This window comes from Streptomyces sp. NPDC058221, assembly GCF_042882365.1.
Classification (GTDB): Bacteria; Actinomycetota; Actinomycetes; order Streptomycetales; family Streptomycetaceae; genus Streptomyces.
The window spans coordinates 1-17,154 of the sequence record NZ_JBHVWF010000082.1 but is presented as its reverse complement, the minus strand read 5'-3'; the positions used below and the strand labels follow the sequence as shown (position 1 = coordinate 17,154).

Here is a 17,154-nt window from a genome sequence, read left to right as displayed (position 1 = left end):
TGAACAGGCCAGGGAGGTCTCCACCATGAGCAGTACCGCATCGTCCCTTCCCGCCCGCATCGAGCTCACGGGGGAAGACCTCGTCCTGCGCGACTGGACGGAAGAGGACCTGGCCGCGATGCCGGACCTCTTCGACCACCCCGACATTGCGTACTGGACGCCGATCGTCTCCCCGTTCGACGCGGAGGCCGCCCGGGCACGACTGGCAAAGGCCCGGCAGCTGCGGGCGGACGGCACGACCGTCCTGCTCGCCGTCACCGTCGACGGCGGCGCACCGCTCGGTGAGGTGATGCTGCGGCGCGCACCCGAGGGCACGGAGATCGGCTACGCGATCGGCCCGGCGCACCGGGGCCAGGGGCTGGCCGCGCGGGCGGTGCGGGTGATGGCTGCCTATGCCTTCGAGCAGCTGGGCGTGGAGCAGGTGATCCTGGAGCTGGAGGCCGACAACGCAGCCAGCGTCGGGGTGGCCGTCAGGACGGGCTTCAGCCTGCTCGACGTGCCGCTGATCGAGGGGGAGGAGAAGGGGCGGCCGTACGTCCTGCAGACGTGGGGCCTGAACCGCTGACCGCCGGGGGCTACTTCCCGGCCGTGCCGGGTCCGCTCCTGATGGACTCCTGGTAGATGTCCGCATAGGTGCGCGAGTCCTTGACCAGGTCGTCGCAGAACGCGGCGACGTCCTCGCCGATGAGTTCCAGGACCCCCTTGCCCGCGGCGACGCCCTCCTCGAAGAAGTCGACGATCCCGGGGAGCAGGGACCCGTCGAGCAGGTCGACAGGACCGACCTTGAACAGGTACCTCTGCATCTCCTTGTAGACGATCCGGTAGTCCGGCGGGAGCGCCTTGACCCTGGCCAGGTGCGCCCGCCACTGCTTCTTGCCCTCGATGACGTCCTGGATGCCCACGTCAGCCTCCCAGCCGGCTCAGTTTTCTCGCGACGTTCCTGTTCAGCTGCTCGCGCCACCGGTCGCGATGGGTCCGCGCCCCCTCTCCGCCGGCCAGCGCCGTGCAGAAGCCCCCGATGTCGTCACCGAGCACCTCGTGGACGCTCTGCCCGTCCGCCGCCGTCTCTTCCAGCAGCCCCAGGGCCGCGTCGAGGATCGGTACCAGATTGCGGCCGGTGAAGTCCGCATGGGGAAGCAGATGGCCCTTGATCTGTTGCCATGCCGCACGGTGGTCGTCCGGCAGGGCTTCGGCCCGGACCTCGAACGCCTTCCACTCCCTGGTGATATCGCTGCCCGTGACGGTGTCCCAGAAGTTCATCGCCCGCCCTCCTTGAGCCTGTCGATGCGTGATGAGACGTACTGCCATTTCGTCCAGAACCTCGCGAGTTCCACGCGTCCGCCGTCGTTGAGCGCGTAGAACTTGCGCGGCGGACCGACGCCGGACGGCCGTTTCGTCACCTGGACGAGTCCGTTCCTCTCCAGCCGCAGCAGGATGGTGTACACCGTCCCCTCGACGACGTCGCCGAATCCGAGCTCGTTCAGCCGGCGGGTGATGGCGTACCCGTAGGTCTCCTCGCTGCCGATGATTTCGAGCACGCACCCTTCGAGCGTGCCCTTCAGCATCTCCGTCAGGTCGTCCATCGCCAGTCCTCCTCGGCCCACCGGTACTGCGTAGTACCGAGTACCACTATACGGTACCACTGAGTAGTGGGCGCATGTGCGATGCTGCCAGATCGGGACCTCAACCTCGCATGTTGCCAGGCCTGTTGGTCCATCCCGGCCGGGGAGGGGAGAGCACGTGGGGGACTACTTCCAGTCGGTCGTCGACCTCGACGCCACTGAGCGCGACGCGCAGGAACTCGGGGCCCGGGTCCTGGACTGGCTGATCGCGGAGGGCATCGTGGCCGCCGAGCGCACCGACTGCGTACTGGACGGCGACGGCTACGGCCACGCCCCCGGCCCGCACTTCGCCAAGGCCGTCGAGGACCCGGAGCCGGTGGACCTGTGGACCAACGGGCTCTACGTGCACACCGGCCGCACCGTCTTCGGCAGTGACTCGGCGGACGCGACCGGGGCCGTCTGCCCGCTCTGCCGGGCCGGGATCCGGCTGGCCGACGAGCAGTGGGAGCCCATCGCGGAGGCCTGGCGACCCTTCAGAGGGGCGTTCCACGACTGGGCCGAGAACGGTGGCGACGGGATCGTGCAGTGCCCGTCCTGCGCCCGCCCCTCCGGGATCGCCACCTGGGGCTGGGAGGACGACTACTACGCGTTCGGGCAGCTCGGATTCACGTTCTGGGGCTGGGCGGAACTCACCTTCGAGTTCACCCGGGAGATCGGCCGCAGACTGGGCGGCCACCGCACCGCGGTCTTCAGCGGAAAGATGTAGGCCAACGGGCCCGTACCCGGCGAGCCTTGCTGCCGGGCATGTCGTCAAGGACGAGATGCCCGGCGCGCGAACAGGGGAGCAGACCGTCAGTTGGTCCAGAGGACCGGGCTGTTGCTGTAGTCGTCACCCTCGGAGAACGAGGCCGCCGCGATGGGGTCCGTCTTCGTGGCGCTGAGCGAGCAGGTTTCGTACGACGCACCCTTGGTGGTGAAGTCGCGGGGCGCCGTCTCGCTGTCGCACTTGCCCGGGAGGTCGCCTATCAGTATGACGCCCGTGGGGCCGCCGTCCTCCAGCTGGCCGCGCAGCTTCAGTGACGCGTAGGACAGGTCGGTGCCGCCGACGTTCTCCACCTTCATCCGGATGTAATAGGGCGTCATTCCCTTCGCCTTCGCGCCGAATCCGGCCATGTCGGCCTCGGCGCCCTTCTCGATCGCCGTGACGGTCACGGCGATGGTGCCCTTCTTGTCGCTCGTGTACTCGAACGGCAGCAGCGCTCTGTCACCGACCTTGAGCTTGGTGCCCGGTGCGGCGACGTCACCGCCGGCCGGCGCGGCACCGTCGTCGCTGGGCTTCGCGGAGGGGCTCTCGCTGCCCGGATCGGACGATGCCGGGGCGGACGCCGACGGCGATTCCTGTGCCGATGACGAGTCCTCGCCGTCATTGCAGGCCGTGAGCCCGAGCCCCATGGTCGTGAGAGCAGCCGCGAGGAAGACGCTTCCCTTGTGTGTCATTTTGACCTAACTGGCAGTGAGTGCTGCCCCGAGGGCAGCCGGAGCGTTCAACAACCGGGCGACGCGGTGACGGCGGTCCGTCACCGAAGCGCGCCGTGACGCATCTCAGGATGCCGGTGGGAATGACACAGGCATGCCACAGGCATGCGACGGCTACGGCACGACCCGGCTCGCCGGCTCGTGCCGCAACGGCACAATGCGGGTATCAGTTCCCCAGGTCCGCCAGCTGATCGAAGCCGGGGATCTCCCGCGGGCTGCGGGTGCCCGGACCGATGTACGTCGCCGAGGGGCGCACCAGGCGGCCCGTCCGCTTCTGCTCCAGGATGTGGGCCGACCAGCCCGCCGTACGCGCGCACGTGAACATCGACGTGAACATGTGCGCCGGCACCTCCGCGAAGTCCAGCATGATCGCGGCCCAGAACTCCACGTTCGTCGCCAGCACCCGGTCGGGGCGCCGCGCGTGCAGCTCCTCCAGCGCGGCCTTCTCCAGCGCCTGCGCCACCTCGAACCTGGGCGCGCCCAGCTCTTCGGCGGTGCGCCGCAGCACGCGGGCCCGGGGGTCCTCGGCGCGGTAGACCCGGTGCCCGAAGCCCATCAGCCGCTCGCCCTTGTCCAGGGCCTTCTTCACGTACGCGGTGGCGTCCCCGGTCCGCTCGATCTCCTCGATCATGCCGAGGACGCGGGACGGTGCGCCGCCGTGCAGCGGCCCCGACATGGCACCGACCGCTCCCGACAGTGCGGCGGCCACGTCGGCTCCGGTCGAGGCGATGACCCGGGCGGTGAACGTCGAGGCGTTCATGCCGTGCTCGGCTGCGGACGTCCAGTACGCGTCCACGGCCTTCACATGCCGCGGGTCCGGCTCACCGCGCCAGCGGATCATGAACCGTTCGACGACGGACTGCGCCTTGTCGATCTCGCTCTGCGGGACCATCGGCAGCCCCTGCCCGCGCGCCGACTGGGCGACGTAGGAGAGCGCCATGACGGCGGCCCGCGCCAGCTCGTCGCGCGCCGTCCGCTCGTCGATGTCCAGCAGGGGTTTCAGGCCCCACACCGGGGCGAGCATCGCCAGCGCGGACTGCACGTCGACCCGGATGTCACCGGAGTGCACCGGGATCGGGAACGGCTCGGCCGGCGGCAGCCCGGGGTTGAACGCCCCGTCGACCAGCAGACCCCAGACGTTGCCGAACGACACATGGCCGACGAGATCCTCGATGTCGACACCGCGGTACCGGAGCGAACCGCCTTCCTTGTCGGGTTCGGCGATCTCCGTTTCGAACGCGACGACTCCTTCGAGTCCGGGTACGAAGTCGGACATCAGGCGGCTCCCTCGGATCGGCGGCTGCGGACGGGCCGCAAAGGCCCGTCCCAAGATATTGGCGGGTTCCGACGTGCCCGGGAAGCGTGACATCCGGCACAGCTCCCCGTTCCCTCCCGGAACGATTCGCGACCCTCCTCACCGGGCAGACTCGGCCTCTGCGGCAGGATGAGCCCGTGTCCACCGCAGATTCCTCCTTCGATAACACCACCGATCCGGCCGCGATGCGCGAGCAGTACCGTTCGGAGAGCTTCGACGAGGACGGCCTCGCCGCCGGTCCCATGGAGCAGTTCGCTCGCTGGTTCCGGCAGATCGCCGCAGGTGGGGTGCTCCACGAGCCGAACGCCATGGTGGTGTCCACGGCGACGCCCGAGGGCGTGCCGTCCTCCCGCACGGTGCTGCTGAAGATGTACGACGAGCGCGGCTTCGTCTTCTTCACCAACTACGGCTCCCGCAAGGGCCGTGAGCTGGACGCCAATCCGCATGTGTCGCTGCTCTTCCCCTGGCACCCGCTGGCCCGCCAGGTTATCGTCACCGGCACCGCGGCCCGGGTCGGCCGCGAGGAGACCGTCGCCTACTTCCGCACCCGCCCGCACGGCTCCCAGCTCGGCGCCTGGGCCAGTGCCCAGTCCACGGTGATCGGCTCCCGGGACGAGCTCGTCCAGCGCTACGAGGAGCTGGCGGCCCGCTACCCGGAGGGCGAGCAGGTCCCGGCGCCCCCGCACTGGGGCGGCTTCCGGGTCGTCCCGAGCACGATCGAGTTCTGGCAGGGCCACGAGAACCGGCTGCACGACCGGCTGCGCTACGTACGGGAGGCCGGCGACGGGACCGAGGGTGGCGGGGTCGCCTGGCGCGTCGAGCGGCTGTGCCCCTGAGGGCTCGCGCCCGGACATGCAGAAACCCGCAGGCTCTGGTCCCTCCTTGCGGAGGAGCCGGCCGGACTTACCGGCGAGCCTGCGGGTCGGTGACTGCTTGGGATTGGCCGATGACCGGCCTGCACTGCAAAGAGCGCGACGACGGGCGTCAGCCCGCAGTCACCTCACGAGTCCGAGAAGAAATCACTTCCGGAACACCTCCTTTCTTCGCTGGTAACAGCCTAGGAACCCCGCCCGGGCCGCACAAGCGAATTATCGGAGTCATCGAATTCGGCGAAGTCGCTGTGTGCTGGGTCACGTTCGAGTTCAATGGTCTGACGTGCAGCAATGCCGGACACGTCCTGCGGGGGGTACGGGATGAGTGCTTCCAGAAGTAGCGGAACCACCGATGCTCTGGGGCCCGAGGAGGGCCCGGAGGGCGAGCGCGGGGAGCCGCTGGAGGGCACCGCGATCCCCGGTTCGGAGCTGCTGGCGGCCCTCCTCGACGGGATGGACGCCGCGCTCTGCGCCTTCGACGCGGACGGCACCGTCACCCACTGGAACCGGGAGGCCGAGCGGATTCTCGGCTGGTCCGCCGACGAGGCCGTCGGACGGCCCGGATTCGCCGGCTGGGCCGTGCGCCGGGCCGACGCCGACGAGGTGCAGGGCCGGCTGATGGCCGTCATGGACGGGCCGGGCCGGCAGGTCCACGAGTTCGCGCTGCTGCGCAAGGACGGTGGCCGGGTGCTGGTGCGGACCCAGTCGGCCGGGGTGCGGGGTGCGGACGGGAAGCCTGCGGGGGTGTACTGCGCGTTCAGCGAGGTCCATGCCCAGATCGACCTGGAGCGGGCCATCGCACTGAGCGAGGCACTGTTCGAGGACGCGTCATGGGGTGTGGTCCTCGTGGACGTGGATCTGCGGCCCACCGTCGTCAACGCACACGCCGCCCGCGCGCTGGGCGGCGGCCGTACGACCCTGCTGGGGCGCCCGCTGGGCGAGCTGATCGTGCAGGGCGTGGAGGACCTGGAGGGTGCGCTGCAGCACGTTCTGGTCTCCGGTGCACCGCCCGGCCCCGCCGAGCTGTGGGTGACGCTGCGGACGGCCGATGGCGACCGGCGGCGCTGCTGGCGCAGCGGCTTCCTGCGGCTGGCCTCCCCGCTCGCGGAGGAGCCGGTGCCACTGGGCGTCGGCTGGCTGTTCCAGGACATCACGGAGGCGAAGCTGGCCGCCCAGGACGCGGACCGGGTGCGCTTCCGGTCGAACCAGTTGCACCGGGCCTCGCGGTCGGCCGCCGAGTGCGAGGACCCGATGGAGGCCGCCACCGGCTCCCTGGACTACGCGCTTGCGGGCTTCGCCGACCATGCCCTGATCGATCTGGTGGTGGGCGAGCGGCTGGTCCGCGCGGCGGCCACACCGTCCGATGCGCCGGGCCCGTGCCTGCCGGTGTCGGGCGGCGGCATCCCGCTGCGGTACGTGCCTGGCCACCCGGCCGTCCAGGCGGTGGACCGCACGGGCTCGGTACGTGCCTCGGCGGGCGCGGGGACGGCACCGGCGGCGGGGGAGTGGGCGGCGGAGCGCCAGTGGCCGTCCGACTCGGTGCACGCCCTGTGCGTGGTGCTGCGGAGCCGGGGCCGGACCCTCGGCGTGGTGACGTTCCTGCGCTCGGCCAACCGCGCCGCCTTCGAGCGCCCGGACGCGGTCTACGCGGAAAGCATGGCCGACCGCGTGGCCGCCTCGGTCGACCTGCACCAGGCGCTGCGGCCCGGGAACCCCGGGAACCCCGGCAACTCCGGCACGCCCGGCGTTTGAGGACGGAACCGTCGCTGTGATGGGCGGCCACCTGGCAACCCCGCTGACGGACGATCCCGGCAACCCAGCCCGTCCGGCGTTTGAGGACGGAACCCTCGCCGTGGCGGGCGGTCACCTCGCGGCCCCCGCCCACCCCACGGCCCCGCCCACCCCACGGCCCCGCCCACCCGCAGCCCGGCCGGAGGCCAAGCGCTCAGTGCCGGTAGAAGATCCGGTCCGAGTACTGCGCCATCACACGCCCGTTCCACTCATGGCCCCCGTCGACGTTCCCCGACCGGAGCAACGGCGGCTCCACCCCCCGCTCCAGCAACCGCTCCACCGCAGCAGCCATCACCGCCTGCATCACCGCACTGGTGACCACCGTCGACGCGGGCGCGAACGGTGCCTCGATGCCGTCGACGTCCAGCTCCGCGTCGCCGATGGCGATCTTGCTGTCGAGGACGATGTCGCAGTGGTCGCGCAGGAAGCCGCCCGAGCTGTGCCGGGACCGGGTGCCGTCCGCGTATGCGACCGAGGTGACGCCGATGACCTTCAGGCCCAGCGCACGCGCGTTCATCGCCATCTCCACCGGCAGCGCGTTGCGCCCGGACAGCGAGATGATCACGAGGACGTCGCCCGCCTTCGCGGGGCTGGAGTCCAGGACCGCGCCCGCGAGGCCGTCGACCCGCTCCAGCGCCGAGCCCAGGGTGGCCGGCATGACGTCGACCCCGAGGGCGCCGGGGACGGCCAGGAGGTTCATCAGGGCGAGCCCGCCCGCGCGGTAGACGACGTCCTGGGCGGCGAGCGAGGAGTGCCCGGCGCCGAAGGCGAAGAGCCGGCCGCCGGCCTCGACGGTGTCGGCCATCGCGGCACCGGCGGCCGCGATGCTGCCGGACTCCTCGTCCCGTACCCGCTCCAGCAGACCGATCGCTGCGTCGAAGAACTGACCGGCCAGCTTGCTTTCGCTCATCTGAGGAGGGCCTTTCCGGCGGGTTGTGGGGTGATCTGAGGCGTCCGTACCGCCGATCACGTTGCGGTCTGGACCAGTGACATGTCAATACCACGAGGGCCGCCGTGACCCCCTCCGATGTGCTGCATCGGACCGACGGGGCACGGTTGTCCGTGCTATGCGTCAGAATTGGGTGAGGGCCAGCGCACGATTGCATCGAGGGGCACGAATGTCCGGACTGATCGACACAACGGAGATGTATCTCCGCACCATCCTCGAACTCGAAGAGGAAGGCGTGGTCCCCATGCGCGCCCGGATTGCGGAACGGCTGGACCAGAGCGGTCCGACGGTCAGCCAGACGGTGGCGCGCATGGAGCGCGACGGCCTGGTTCAGGTCGCCGGCGACCGGCATCTGGAGCTGACGGAAGAGGGCCGCCGACTGGCGACCCGCGTGATGCGCAAGCACCGGCTCGCCGAGTGCCTGCTCGTCGACGTGATCGGCCTGGAGTGGGAGCAGGTCCACGCCGAGGCATGTCGCTGGGAACACGTGATGAGCGAAGCAGTGGAGCGGCGGGTGCTGGAGCTGCTGCGCCACCCGACCGAGTCCCCGTACGGGAATCCGATCCCGGGGCTGGAGGAGCTGGGCGAGAAGGCGGAGGCTGATCCGTTCCTCGACGAGGGCATGGTCAGCCTGTCGGATCTCGACCCGGGCGAGGGCAAGACGGTCGTCGTCCGCCGGATCGGTGAGCCGATCCAGACGGACGCCCAGCTGATGTACACGCTGCGGCGGGCCGGCGTGCAGCCCGGTTCCGTGGTCAGCGTGACGGAGTCGCCCGGCGGAGTGCTCGTCGGCAGCAGCGGAGAGGCGGCGGAGCTGGACTCCGAGGTGGCGTCGCACGTCTTCGTCGCCAAGCGCTGAACCACCGAGGGCGGGCGTCCGGATCACTCACCGGCCGGCGCCCGGACCACTGACAGCAGACGCACGGTCCACTCACGGCCGGTGCCCGACGCACTCCGCACAGGCGGCGCCGGACGCCGGCCGGCGTCGTCCGCTTTCCCTTTTTTCCGTCCGGAATTGCAGCGCCCGGACGGTTCGCGTGCCAGGCTGTGGCTGAGGGATACCTGAGAGTGTCGGCCGCCTGGCCGCACGGTCGGGGAGGGGAGCACGGTATGCGCCCGTCGTACTGGCAGGTCCGGCCTGCGCACCGGACGAGACATGCGCCCGCGCCCGGCCCCGATCGCGGGGTCCATGAACGATGGATGGCCCCGGCGCCTCACGGCGCCGGGGCCTGTCCTCCCCTGTTCCGACCTGGAGCCCCGAGCTCTTCAGGTCGGTTCCCGCGGGCCCTCATCCCCGAGTGGCCCGCCTCCCGGAGAAGATCTCCCCTCCGCGGCCGACGTCAATCCTTGGAAGCGGTCACTCGAACGAGCGGTGTTGCGAGCCGGAAGCCGGTTTTCGAATAAGAGTTCGATAGTCTGGCGGAACGCGACCACATGGTGATCGAGGGACCTGAAGGGGGTGCCAGAACATATGGTGCGGCGCATCGATGTGACCGGAACCGACGGCGTACGCCTCGCGGCCTGGGAGTTCGCCGATCCGCCCAAGGAGCGCGCGGAGACCGTGCGCGCCCCCGGCGGCGTCTTATTGCTTCACGGACTGATGGGCCGGGCCTCGCACTGGGTGTCGACCACCCGCTGGCTCGCCGAGCGGCACTACGCGGTCGGCCTCGACCAGCGCGGACACGGCCGCAGCGAGAAGCCGGCCGAGGGCCCCTACACCCGTGACGCGTACGTGGCCGACGCCGAGGCCGCGATCGAACAGCTCGGTCTCGCCCCCGTCACCCTCATCGGGCATTCGATGGGAGCGCTCACCGCCTGGCAACTGGCCGCCAAGCGCCCCGACCTCGTCCGTGCGCTGGTCATCTGCGACATGCGGGCCTCCGCGCTCGGCGCCGCCTCGCAGCGGGAGTGGGAGGACTGGTTCACGTCCTGGCCGGTGCCGTTCGCGACGCTGTCCGACGTACGGAAGTGGTTCGGCGAGGACGACCCCTGGGTGGAGCGGCCCAACCCGTCGCGCGGTGAGTTCTTCGCCGAGGTGATGGCCGAGCGCGCCGACGGCTGGCGGCCCGTCTTCTCCCGCCGGCAGATGCTGCAGTCCCGCGCCACCTGGGTCTTCGACGCGCACTGGGAGGAGCTGGCCCAGGTCAGATGCCCGACGCTGGTGCTCCGCGGCCTCGACGGCGAGCTGGGCCGGGCGGAGGCGCAGGAGATGGTCCGGGTGCTGCCGCGCGGGCAGTACGCGGAGGTGGCCGACGCCGGCCACCTCGTCCACTACGACCGGCCGGAGGGCTGGCGCGCCGCGGTCGAACCCTTCCTGGAGCAGTTCGCCGCCGAGGACAACCGGGACGACCGCGACGACCGGGACGCGGTGGCTCCGTAGCGCCGGAGCCGGGCGCGCCCGGTCTCACCCCTTGCTGACCGCCGCCAGGATCTCCGGCAGCCGGTCGGCCGTCCGGGGCGCCGCAACCCGCAGCCCGGCCCAGGCGATCAGCGCCCCGTATGCCCCACCCACCGGCAGCAGCAGCCACAGCCATCCCTCCTCACCGGCGAGATGGAGCCAGATCGTCACACCGATCACCGGCGCGCACAGGAGCGCCGCCGAGACCATGCCGCCGAAGATCGAGATCCAGGCGAGCCCGGCCTGACCCGGCGCCACGTTCTTGAACGCACCGTCCTGCGGAATCGAGTACGGGAAGTTCGCCGAGGCCACCGCGCCCGTCGCGAGCATCGCGCCCAGCAGCGCGAACGACAGCCCCATGACCCCCGGCAGCGCCCCCCACTCCCCCAGCACCGCCGAGGTCACCACCGTCACCAGGATCGTGTAGGGGAGGGTGATCAGCAGCAACGCCAGGGCCCGCGCCCGCAGTTCCAGGTACGCGTCCCGGGTCGAGGAGATCGCCGCGGCCACCATCCAGAACGCGGAGGTGTCCTGCCCGAACTGGTTGTACATCTGGATGCCGAGCATCCCGGCGGCGAAGCAGGCGAAGTAGACCGAGCCGGTGCCCTGGAGTGCGTTGAGCAGCGGCACGATCAGCCCGATCGCCAGCGCCGTCACCCACGCGGCCTTGGTCTTCGGATCCCGTGCCACGTACCGCAGACTGCGCTGCATCACGGTGCCGGTCCGCCCCTCGGGGAACAGCACCCAGAGACCGGAGCCACCCGAACCCGACGAGGTGCGCCCGGGTTCGGCGGCGGCGAGCGTCGAGCCGTCCGGCGCCGTCATCAGCTTCACCAGGCTGCGCTGCCACAGCCACAGCAGCAGGCCCAGCGCGGCCACGGAGAGCAGCAGCTGCACGGCGGCCCGCCCGTAGGCGCCCTGCGACGCGGAGTCCACCGAGCCGATCGCCGAGGCGGGCGGCAGCCAGCGCACCACGTCCGCGGCCGGGTCCAGTGCGGAGAGACCGCCGGCCCGGCCGAGCCGCTGCACGCCGAAGTTGACGACCTGGATGCCCACCGCGATCACAAGCCCGCTGAGCACCGCCAGGTCGCGGCCCTTGCGCGAGGTCAGCAGCCTGCTGTTGGCGGTGGCGACGGCCCGCGCCAGCGCCACGCAGACCAGCAGGGTGAGCGGGGCGGCCAGGACCGCGAACACCGCGGCCCCCGCCCCGTGGGCCAGGGCGATCACCGAACCGATGGCCAGGCAGAGCGTGAACAGCGGGCCGATCCCGACCAGCGAGGCCGTCAGCAGCGCGGCGATCAGCGGCCTCGGCCGCAGCGGCAGCATCACCAGCCGGCTCGGGTCGAGGGTCTCGTCCCCCGCGGCGAAGAACAGCGGCATCACCGCCCAGCCGAGCGCCAGCACCGCGGCCAGCAGTACGACGAGCGCCGCCGCGTGGGCGTTGCCGCGCAGCGCCACAAGACCGATCAGCTGGCCCGCCGCGATCAGCAGCGTGACGACGACGGACGCGATGTACGCGGCCCGCCGGCCGGAGGACTGCCGCAGCCCGTTGCGCAGCAGCGTGAGCTTGAGCCGTACGAAGACGGGGACCAGGGCCGTACCGTCCGTGCCGCTCGTGCGGATCCCGGATCCCGCCGGGGCGTCGAGCACGCTCATCGGGTGCCGCCCAGCCAGTCGAGGGCGTCGCCGTTGTCGCGGCCACCCGCGCCGACGAGCTCCAGGAAGGCGTCCTGGAGCGAGGGCGCGTCGCCCCGCACCTCGGCGAGGGGGCCACGGGCCCGGATGGTGCCGGCCGCCATGACGGCCACCCAGTCGCAGAGCGACTCGACGAGCTCCATCACATGGCTGGAGAAGATGACGGTCGCCCCGGAGCGGGTGTAGCGCTCCAGCACCTTGCGGATGGTCTGCGCCGACACCGGGTCGACGCCCTCGAACGGCTCGTCCAGGAAGAGGACTTCGGGGTTGTGCAGCAGGGCGGCCGCGAGTCCGATCTTCTTCCGCATGCCGGTCGAGTAGTCGACGACCAGCTTGTGCTGGGCGCCCGCCAGATCCAGGACGTCCAGCAGCTGGGTGGCCCGGCTGTCCGTCTCGGGGCCGGGCAGTCCGCGCAACCGTCCTGTGTAGCCGAGGAGTTCACGCCCGGAGAGGCGCTCGAAGAGCCGCAGTCCCTCGGGCAGCACGCCGATCCGGGACTTCACCTCGACCGGATCGCGCCAGACGTCCCGTCCGCCGACCTCGATCCTGCCCATGTCGGGGCGGAGCAGCCCGGTGACCATGGAAAGTGTGGTGGTCTTGCCCGCGCCGTTGGGCCCCACCAGGCCGATGAACTTGCCCGCGGGCAGCTCCAGATCGATTCCGGCCACCGCGGTCTGCTCGCCGAACCGTTTCCACAGCCCTTCCACCCGCACCGCGGGAGGTGCCACCCGCGGTGCGTCCGCCTCGACGGCCTGCTCTGCTCTGTCGGTCTCGCGCCGGTCCGGCATGGTGCACGCCCTTCGAAGTCCCCGTCTGTGGGGGCCACCCTACGAAAGGCGGCTCCGCGCGTCGGCGGCTTCCCTGCCGCAGGCGTAGGCGAGCGGGCTGATCAGCTCCTCCACCTCGGGCAGCCAGCGGTTGGCGGTGGTGGGGCGGCGGGCCCACTGCACGGTGCCGGCCCCGCCGACCCGGGTGGGCGGAGCGGGCACGTACTGGCCCTCGCCACGGCCGCGCAGGCCGATCGCCGGGGCGCTCCAGCCCAGCCGCTGCACGAGGCCGTCCGCCTTGGCGGCGGCGCCCGGCAGGACGAAGAACTGCATCCGGCGGTCCGGGCCTCGGGTGACAGGGCCGAGCGGCAGGCTCAGCCGCTCCAGCCTGGCCAGGGCCAGGAAGCCCGCCGACTCCGGTACGTCGATCGCGTCGAAGGCGCGTCCGGTCGGCAGCAGGATGGCCGCCCGGGGCTGCCGGGACCACATCCGGCGGGCCGCCGCGCCGCTGCCGGTGGCCAGCCCCGCCCAGTCGGACCGGGTGGGGTGCGCGCCGGGGGCGGCGCAGCCGGGCTCGCCGCACGAGCACCGCTCCGTCCCGTCGGCCGACTCCAGCCAGGTGCCCGGGCACACGTCCCAGTGCCGCTCCTCCGCGTACCGCACGGCGGCGTCGAGCAGCGGCTCGGCGCGCTGTTGGGGGACCTGCGCGGCTTCCATGACTCCGATGGGCTCTTCCACGCACAGCACAACTCCCGCCGCCACCCGGGGTTACGGGCGTGGCGAGCGCGGTTACGGCACATCGGCTCCGCATACGGGGCGCATCGATGCACCTGCGGGGGCGCGCGGGAGGAGTCCCGGCGTTGCGCGGGTAGCCAGTTACGGGAAATCCGGCACAGTCCGCTCGGCATCCTAGGGCGCTTGCCGTGACGAAATATGCAAGACGCGAGGAAAGTGACCAACACGATGAATCGGTGCATTTCTCAGGCATATGTCGGGCAGTGATCACGCAACGATCACTGCGGCCTCAGGGGGAGAAACATGGCAGCCAGGCCTCTCGTCGCACGTCAGCCGAACGAACGGCTGCAGGCGCTCATTCAGGAAGCCGGATGCTCCAACGCGGGCCTGGCCCGCCGCGTCAACATGGTCGGGGCCGAACGCGGTCTCGACCTCCGCTACGACAAGACCTCGGTCGCCCGCTGGCTGCGCGGACAGCAACCGCGCGGCAGGGCACCGGGGATCATCGCCGAGGCGCTCGGCCGCAAGCTCGGACGTACGGTCACGATCGACGAGATCGGGATGGCCAACGGCAAGAACCTGGCGTCCGGCGTGGGCCTGCAGTTCGCCCCGACGGTGATCGGGGCGATCGAGCAGGTCTGCGAGCTGTGGCGCAGCGACGTCGGCCGCCGCGACTTCCTCACCGGTTCGGCGGTGGCCTCCTCGGCGCTGGTCGAGCCCAGCAGGGACTGGCTGATCAGCGGCGCGGACCCGCAGGTCGCGCGGGCGGCCGGGGCCCGGGTCGGGATGCCGGACGTGGAGGCGGTGCGGGCGATGACGGCCGCGCTCGTCGACCTCGACCACCGGTTCGGCAGCGGCCATGTACGGCCCGTCCTGGTGCACTACCTCAACAGCGTGGTCTCCGGGCTGCTTTCGGGCGCGTACCGCGAATCGACCGGACGGCAGCTGTTCGCGGCGGTCGCGCGGCTCACCGAGCTCGCCGGCTACATGGCGATCGACACGGGCCAGCCCGGCCTGGCCCAGCGCTACTACATCCAGGCGCTGCGGCTGGCGCAGGCGGCGGGCGACCGCGCCTACGGCGGCTATGTGCTGGCCGCCTCGATGAGCCATCTCGCGGCCCAGCTCGGCAACCCGCGGGAGATCGCCCAGCTGGCCAGAGCCGCGCAGGAGGGGGCGCGCGGGCGGGTCACACCGCGGGCGGAGGCGATGTTCTACGCGGCGGAGGCGCGCGGACACGCCCTCCTCGGGGACGCGGGCAGCTGCCAGTCGGTGGCGGGCCTGGCGCTGGCGGCCCTGGACCGCGCCGATCCGGACAGCGGTGACGACCCCGACTGGATCGCTCATTTCGACCACGCCTATCTGGCCGACGAGCTGGCGCACTGCCACCGCGACCTCGGCCAGGCGGAGGCGGCCGCCCGCCGGGCCAAGGAGTCCCTGGACGGCCATCCGGAGTCCCGCACCCGCCGCCGCGGCATCGGCCTGGCCCTGCTGGCCACCGCGCAGGTGCAGCTGCGTGAGGTGGAGCAGGCCTGCCACACCGGGACACGGGCGATGGAGTTGCTCGGCTCGGTGCGCTCCAGCCGGGGCGCGGAGTATCTGGAGGATCTGCAACAGCGCCTTGTGCCGTACGGGGACGAGCCCGCGGTAAGGGAGTTCGGGGCCCGTCTGGAGCTCCAGGCGGCGTGACCGGGAGGGGGCGGCCGGGGCCCGCTCCGGCCTCGCCGGCGGCGGAGCGGGCCGGTCCACCCCTTAACTGCGTCTTAAGGCCGCAGGGTGTTACTCCCGCTGTGAAGGGGTGGTGAGTGACCTCACGCGCTTGGCGAACGGCGGCAACCACCCGATAGCGTGAGCCGACGATTCCATAGGTTCACACGTAGGAGTCCCGGTGACTGAGAGCGGACAGGGCGACGAGCAGCAGCTCCCTGCTGTACGACCCGCGCACGAGGGTGTCGTGCTGCCCGCGGGTGGCGGCGAGCCCTGGACGCCAGGAGGGCCGGCAGACCGGGCCGCCCCGGCGGAAGGCCAGCCGTGGGGCCAGCCCTGGGGCCCGCAGCAGGACGCCCCCTCTCAGGGCCGTGGCGGGTACGGGCAGCAGGCACAGCAGCCGCAGGCGTACGGGCAGGGGCAGCAGACCCCTGCCGGGTACGGGCAGCAGCAGGGGCAGTACGGCCAGGAGCCGCAGGGACCGGCGTACGGCCAGGAGCCGCAGCAGGGGCATCCGGGGCAGCAGGGGTACCAGCAGAGCCCGCCCTACGGCCAGGCCCCGCAGGCGCAGTCGCTGCCGCCCGCCCAGCCGCAGAGCCCGTACGCCCAGCCGCTGCCGCCCGAGGCGGTGCCGGGCGGCGGGGACTCCGACGCCACGCAGTTCATCGCACCGGTGCCTTCGGGGCCCGGCCCGGGCGGTCTGCCGCCGGAGAGCCCCGCGGAGTCCACCCAGTTCCTGGGCCGCGCCCAGCAGCAGCAGTACGGGCAGCCGCCCGTGCAAGGCGGCCAGGACGCCGACGCCACCCAGTACATACCGCCGGTGCCGGGCGGCGCCCCGTACGGGATCAGGCCCGGCACGCCCGGCGAGCGGCAGCCGCCCGCCGAGTTCGACAATCTCTTCCGCAGCGACGAGCCCGCGGGCGCCACCCAGCAGATGCCCCGGTTCGACCCCTCGCAGCACCAGCAGCACCAGCAGCAGCAACCGCAGTACCAGGGCCCCGGGCAGCCTCCGCCGCAGGCCTACCAGCAGGCGCCCCCGTACACCGGACCGGAGGACGGGCTGCCGCAGGGAGGCCGTGACGAACGGCGCAAGAGGCCGGCACACGTCCCGCTGATCGCCGCGGTCGTCGTGGGCTGTGCCGTGATCGGGCTCGGTGCCGGCGCTCTGCTCAGCGGTGGCGACGACGACAAGGACGACAGCAAGCAGCCGGTGGCCTCCGCGAGTTCGCCCGCCGCGCAGCCCTCCACCAAGGCGGCGGTCGATCCGGCGAAGCCGCAGGCGGAGGCGCTCGACAAGCTGCTCGCGGACAGCAACAACAGCCGGGCCGCGGTCATCGGAGCGGTGGAGAAGACCAAGACCTGCACCAACCTGGACAAGGCCGTGTCCGATCTGAAGGGCGCCGCCCAGCAGCGCCGCGACCTGGTCACCCGGCTCAAGGAGCTGTCGGTCGACAAGCTGCCGGACCACGGCGATCTGACCGCCTCGCTCACCAAGGCCTGGCAGGCGTCCGCTTCCGCCGACGACCACTACGCCGCCTGGGCCTCGCAGGCCAAGAGCAAGAAGGTCTGCAAGCACGGGAAGGCCCGTACGACCTCGCAGACGCAGGCGGCCAACGCACAGAGCGGCGAGGCGAGCAAGGCCAAGCGGCAGGCGTCCAAGCTGTGGAACGCCATCGCGGCGAAGTACGGCCTGACCGAGCGCGAGGCCACCGCGCTCTGAGGCCCGGCGGCGGGGGGGGGGGGGGGGGGGCCCCCCCCCCCCCCCCCCCCCACGAAAACCGGGGGGCGCGCCGCCCCCCCCCGGGGAGCGAAACAAACCCAAACCCCAAA

The 17,154-nt window shown here is 71.7% G+C and carries 17 protein-coding genes; 8 read left to right on the top strand and 9 right to left on the bottom strand.

Annotated elements, in window-relative coordinates; genetic code table 11:
* Positions 1-25: 25 nt before the first annotated feature.
* A complete protein-coding gene (locus tag ACFVW8_RS24210) occupies positions 26-565 on the top strand; it encodes a GNAT family N-acetyltransferase (RefSeq protein WP_389693324.1) in 540 nt (179 codons plus the stop codon).
* A 10-nt stretch (positions 566-575) separates the two neighbouring features.
* On the opposite strand, the gene ACFVW8_RS24205 is transcribed toward ACFVW8_RS24210, so the two are convergent.
* Genes ACFVW8_RS24205 through ACFVW8_RS24195 form a run of 3 tightly spaced genes read right to left on the bottom strand, consistent with a single transcriptional unit; the run spans position 576 to position 1,583 of the window.
* Entirely contained in the window at positions 576-902 is a 327-nt protein-coding gene (locus ACFVW8_RS24205; protein ID WP_389693322.1) for a DUF1048 domain-containing protein, read from the bottom strand.
* 1 nt (position 903) lies between these two features.
* On the bottom strand, positions 904-1,260 hold the full coding sequence (locus tag ACFVW8_RS24200; RefSeq protein WP_389693320.1) for a DUF1048 domain-containing protein: 357 nt from the start codon (positions 1,258-1,260) through the stop codon (positions 904-906).
* Positions 1,257-1,583 (bottom strand): PadR family transcriptional regulator, encoded by a 327-nt coding sequence (locus tag ACFVW8_RS24195; RefSeq protein WP_389693318.1) that lies wholly within the window; start codon positions 1,581-1,583, stop codon positions 1,257-1,259. Before ACFVW8_RS24195 ends, ACFVW8_RS24200 begins: the two co-directional genes overlap by 4 nt.
* Positions 1,584-1,740: 157 nt before the next feature.
* On the opposite strand from ACFVW8_RS24195, the gene ACFVW8_RS24190 reads away from it, so the two are divergent.
* A complete protein-coding gene (locus ACFVW8_RS24190) occupies positions 1,741-2,328 on the top strand; it encodes a hypothetical protein (RefSeq protein ID WP_389693316.1) in 588 nt (195 codons plus the stop codon).
* Between the two features lie 86 nt (positions 2,329-2,414).
* Here the strand turns inward: ACFVW8_RS24190 and ACFVW8_RS24185 are convergent, their stop codons facing one another.
* Both ACFVW8_RS24185 and ACFVW8_RS24180 read right to left on the bottom strand, forming a co-directional pair.
* Positions 2,415-3,059, bottom strand: coding sequence for a hypothetical protein (locus tag ACFVW8_RS24185; RefSeq protein ID WP_389693314.1), 645 nt, complete (start codon positions 3,057-3,059; stop codon positions 2,415-2,417).
* Between the two features lie 205 nt (positions 3,060-3,264).
* A complete protein-coding gene (locus tag ACFVW8_RS24180) occupies positions 3,265-4,374 on the bottom strand; it encodes a citrate synthase 2 (protein WP_389693312.1) in 1,110 nt (369 codons plus the stop codon).
* 224 nt (positions 4,375-4,598) lie between these two features.
* Between ACFVW8_RS24180 and pdxH the strand changes: the two genes are divergently transcribed.
* Positions 4,599-5,249, top strand: a complete 651-nt coding sequence (gene pdxH / locus ACFVW8_RS24175) for a pyridoxamine 5'-phosphate oxidase (protein WP_389693360.1) — start codon at positions 4,599-4,601, stop codon at positions 5,247-5,249.
* A gap of 357 nt (positions 5,250-5,606) precedes the next feature.
* The gene (locus tag ACFVW8_RS24170) at positions 5,607-7,037 is read left to right on the top strand and encodes a PAS domain-containing protein (protein WP_389693310.1); all 1,431 of its coding nucleotides are present in this window, start codon (positions 5,607-5,609) and stop codon (positions 7,035-7,037) included.
* A 193-nt stretch (positions 7,038-7,230) separates the two neighbouring features.
* Here the strand turns inward: ACFVW8_RS24170 and ACFVW8_RS24165 are convergent, their stop codons facing one another.
* The gene (locus tag ACFVW8_RS24165) at positions 7,231-7,986 is read right to left on the bottom strand and encodes an SIS domain-containing protein (RefSeq protein ID WP_389693308.1); all 756 of its coding nucleotides are present in this window, start codon (positions 7,984-7,986) and stop codon (positions 7,231-7,233) included.
* Positions 7,987-8,194: 208 nt separating this feature from the next.
* Here ACFVW8_RS24165 and ACFVW8_RS24160 point away from each other — a divergent pair, with 208 nt between their 5' ends.
* Together ACFVW8_RS24160 and ACFVW8_RS24155 are read left to right on the top strand one after the other, a co-directional pair.
* Positions 8,195-8,884 (top strand): metal-dependent transcriptional regulator, encoded by a 690-nt coding sequence (locus ACFVW8_RS24160; RefSeq protein WP_384126044.1) that lies wholly within the window; start codon positions 8,195-8,197, stop codon positions 8,882-8,884.
* Between the two features lie 612 nt (positions 8,885-9,496).
* Positions 9,497-10,405 (top strand): alpha/beta fold hydrolase, encoded by a 909-nt coding sequence (locus ACFVW8_RS24155; protein ID WP_389693306.1) that lies wholly within the window; start codon positions 9,497-9,499, stop codon positions 10,403-10,405.
* Positions 10,406-10,429: 24 nt separating this feature from the next.
* On the opposite strand, the gene ACFVW8_RS24150 is transcribed toward ACFVW8_RS24155, so the two are convergent.
* Genes ACFVW8_RS24150 through ACFVW8_RS24140 form a run of 3 tightly spaced genes read right to left on the bottom strand, consistent with a single transcriptional unit; the run spans position 10,430 to position 13,602 of the window.
* A complete protein-coding gene (locus tag ACFVW8_RS24150) occupies positions 10,430-12,079 on the bottom strand; it encodes a transporter (RefSeq protein ID WP_389693304.1) in 1,650 nt (549 codons plus the stop codon).
* Entirely contained in the window at positions 12,076-12,906 is an 831-nt protein-coding gene (locus tag ACFVW8_RS24145; protein ID WP_389693302.1) for an ABC transporter ATP-binding protein, read from the bottom strand. The genes ACFVW8_RS24150 and ACFVW8_RS24145 overlap by 4 nt, the downstream gene beginning before the upstream one ends.
* Before the next feature lie 39 nt (positions 12,907-12,945).
* Positions 12,946-13,602: a bifunctional DNA primase/polymerase gene (locus ACFVW8_RS24140; protein WP_389693358.1), complete on the bottom strand. Its 657-nt coding sequence runs from the start codon at positions 13,600-13,602 to the stop codon at positions 12,946-12,948.
* A gap of 321 nt (positions 13,603-13,923) precedes the next feature.
* Between ACFVW8_RS24140 and ACFVW8_RS24135 the strand changes: the two genes are divergently transcribed.
* Entirely contained in the window at positions 13,924-15,306 is a 1,383-nt protein-coding gene (locus ACFVW8_RS24135) for a transcriptional regulator (protein ID WP_389693300.1), read from the top strand.
* A gap of 199 nt (positions 15,307-15,505) precedes the next feature.
* A complete protein-coding gene (locus ACFVW8_RS24130; protein ID WP_389693298.1) occupies positions 15,506-17,044 on the top strand; it encodes a hypothetical protein in 1,539 nt (512 codons plus the stop codon).
* Positions 17,045-17,154: the final 110 nt, after the last annotated feature.

Excerpts from the sequence above, each read along its gene's own strand:
- ACFVW8_RS24155 (WP_389693306.1), top strand. The coding sequence starts at position 9,497 with ATGGTGCGGCGCATCGATGTGACCGGAACCGACGGCGTACGCCTCGCG.
- pdxH (WP_389693360.1), top strand. The coding sequence starts at position 4,599 with ATGCGCGAGCAGTACCGTTCGGAGAGCTTCGACGAGGACGGCCTCGCC.
- ACFVW8_RS24140 (WP_389693358.1), bottom strand. The coding sequence starts at position 13,602 with ATGGAAGCCGCGCAGGTCCCCCAACAGCGCGCCGAGCCGCTGCTCGAC.
- ACFVW8_RS24200 (WP_389693320.1), bottom strand. The coding sequence starts at position 1,260 with ATGAACTTCTGGGACACCGTCACGGGCAGCGATATCACCAGGGAGTGG.
- ACFVW8_RS24185 (WP_389693314.1), bottom strand. The coding sequence starts at position 3,059 with ATGACACACAAGGGAAGCGTCTTCCTCGCGGCTGCTCTCACGACCATG.
- ACFVW8_RS24160 (WP_384126044.1), top strand. The coding sequence starts at position 8,195 with ATGTCCGGACTGATCGACACAACGGAGATGTATCTCCGCACCATCCTC.
- ACFVW8_RS24170 (WP_389693310.1), top strand. The coding sequence starts at position 5,607 with ATGAGTGCTTCCAGAAGTAGCGGAACCACCGATGCTCTGGGGCCCGAG.
- ACFVW8_RS24135 (WP_389693300.1), top strand. The coding sequence starts at position 13,924 with ATGGCAGCCAGGCCTCTCGTCGCACGTCAGCCGAACGAACGGCTGCAG.
- ACFVW8_RS24165 (WP_389693308.1), bottom strand. The coding sequence starts at position 7,986 with ATGAGCGAAAGCAAGCTGGCCGGTCAGTTCTTCGACGCAGCGATCGGT.
- ACFVW8_RS24145 (WP_389693302.1), bottom strand. The coding sequence starts at position 12,906 with ATGCCGGACCGGCGCGAGACCGACAGAGCAGAGCAGGCCGTCGAGGCG.
- ACFVW8_RS24195 (WP_389693318.1), bottom strand. The coding sequence starts at position 1,583 with ATGGACGACCTGACGGAGATGCTGAAGGGCACGCTCGAAGGGTGCGTG.
- ACFVW8_RS24180 (WP_389693312.1), bottom strand. The coding sequence starts at position 4,374 with ATGTCCGACTTCGTACCCGGACTCGAAGGAGTCGTCGCGTTCGAAACG.
- ACFVW8_RS24210 (WP_389693324.1), top strand. The coding sequence starts at position 26 with ATGAGCAGTACCGCATCGTCCCTTCCCGCCCGCATCGAGCTCACGGGG.
- ACFVW8_RS24150 (WP_389693304.1), bottom strand. The coding sequence starts at position 12,079 with ATGAGCGTGCTCGACGCCCCGGCGGGATCCGGGATCCGCACGAGCGGC.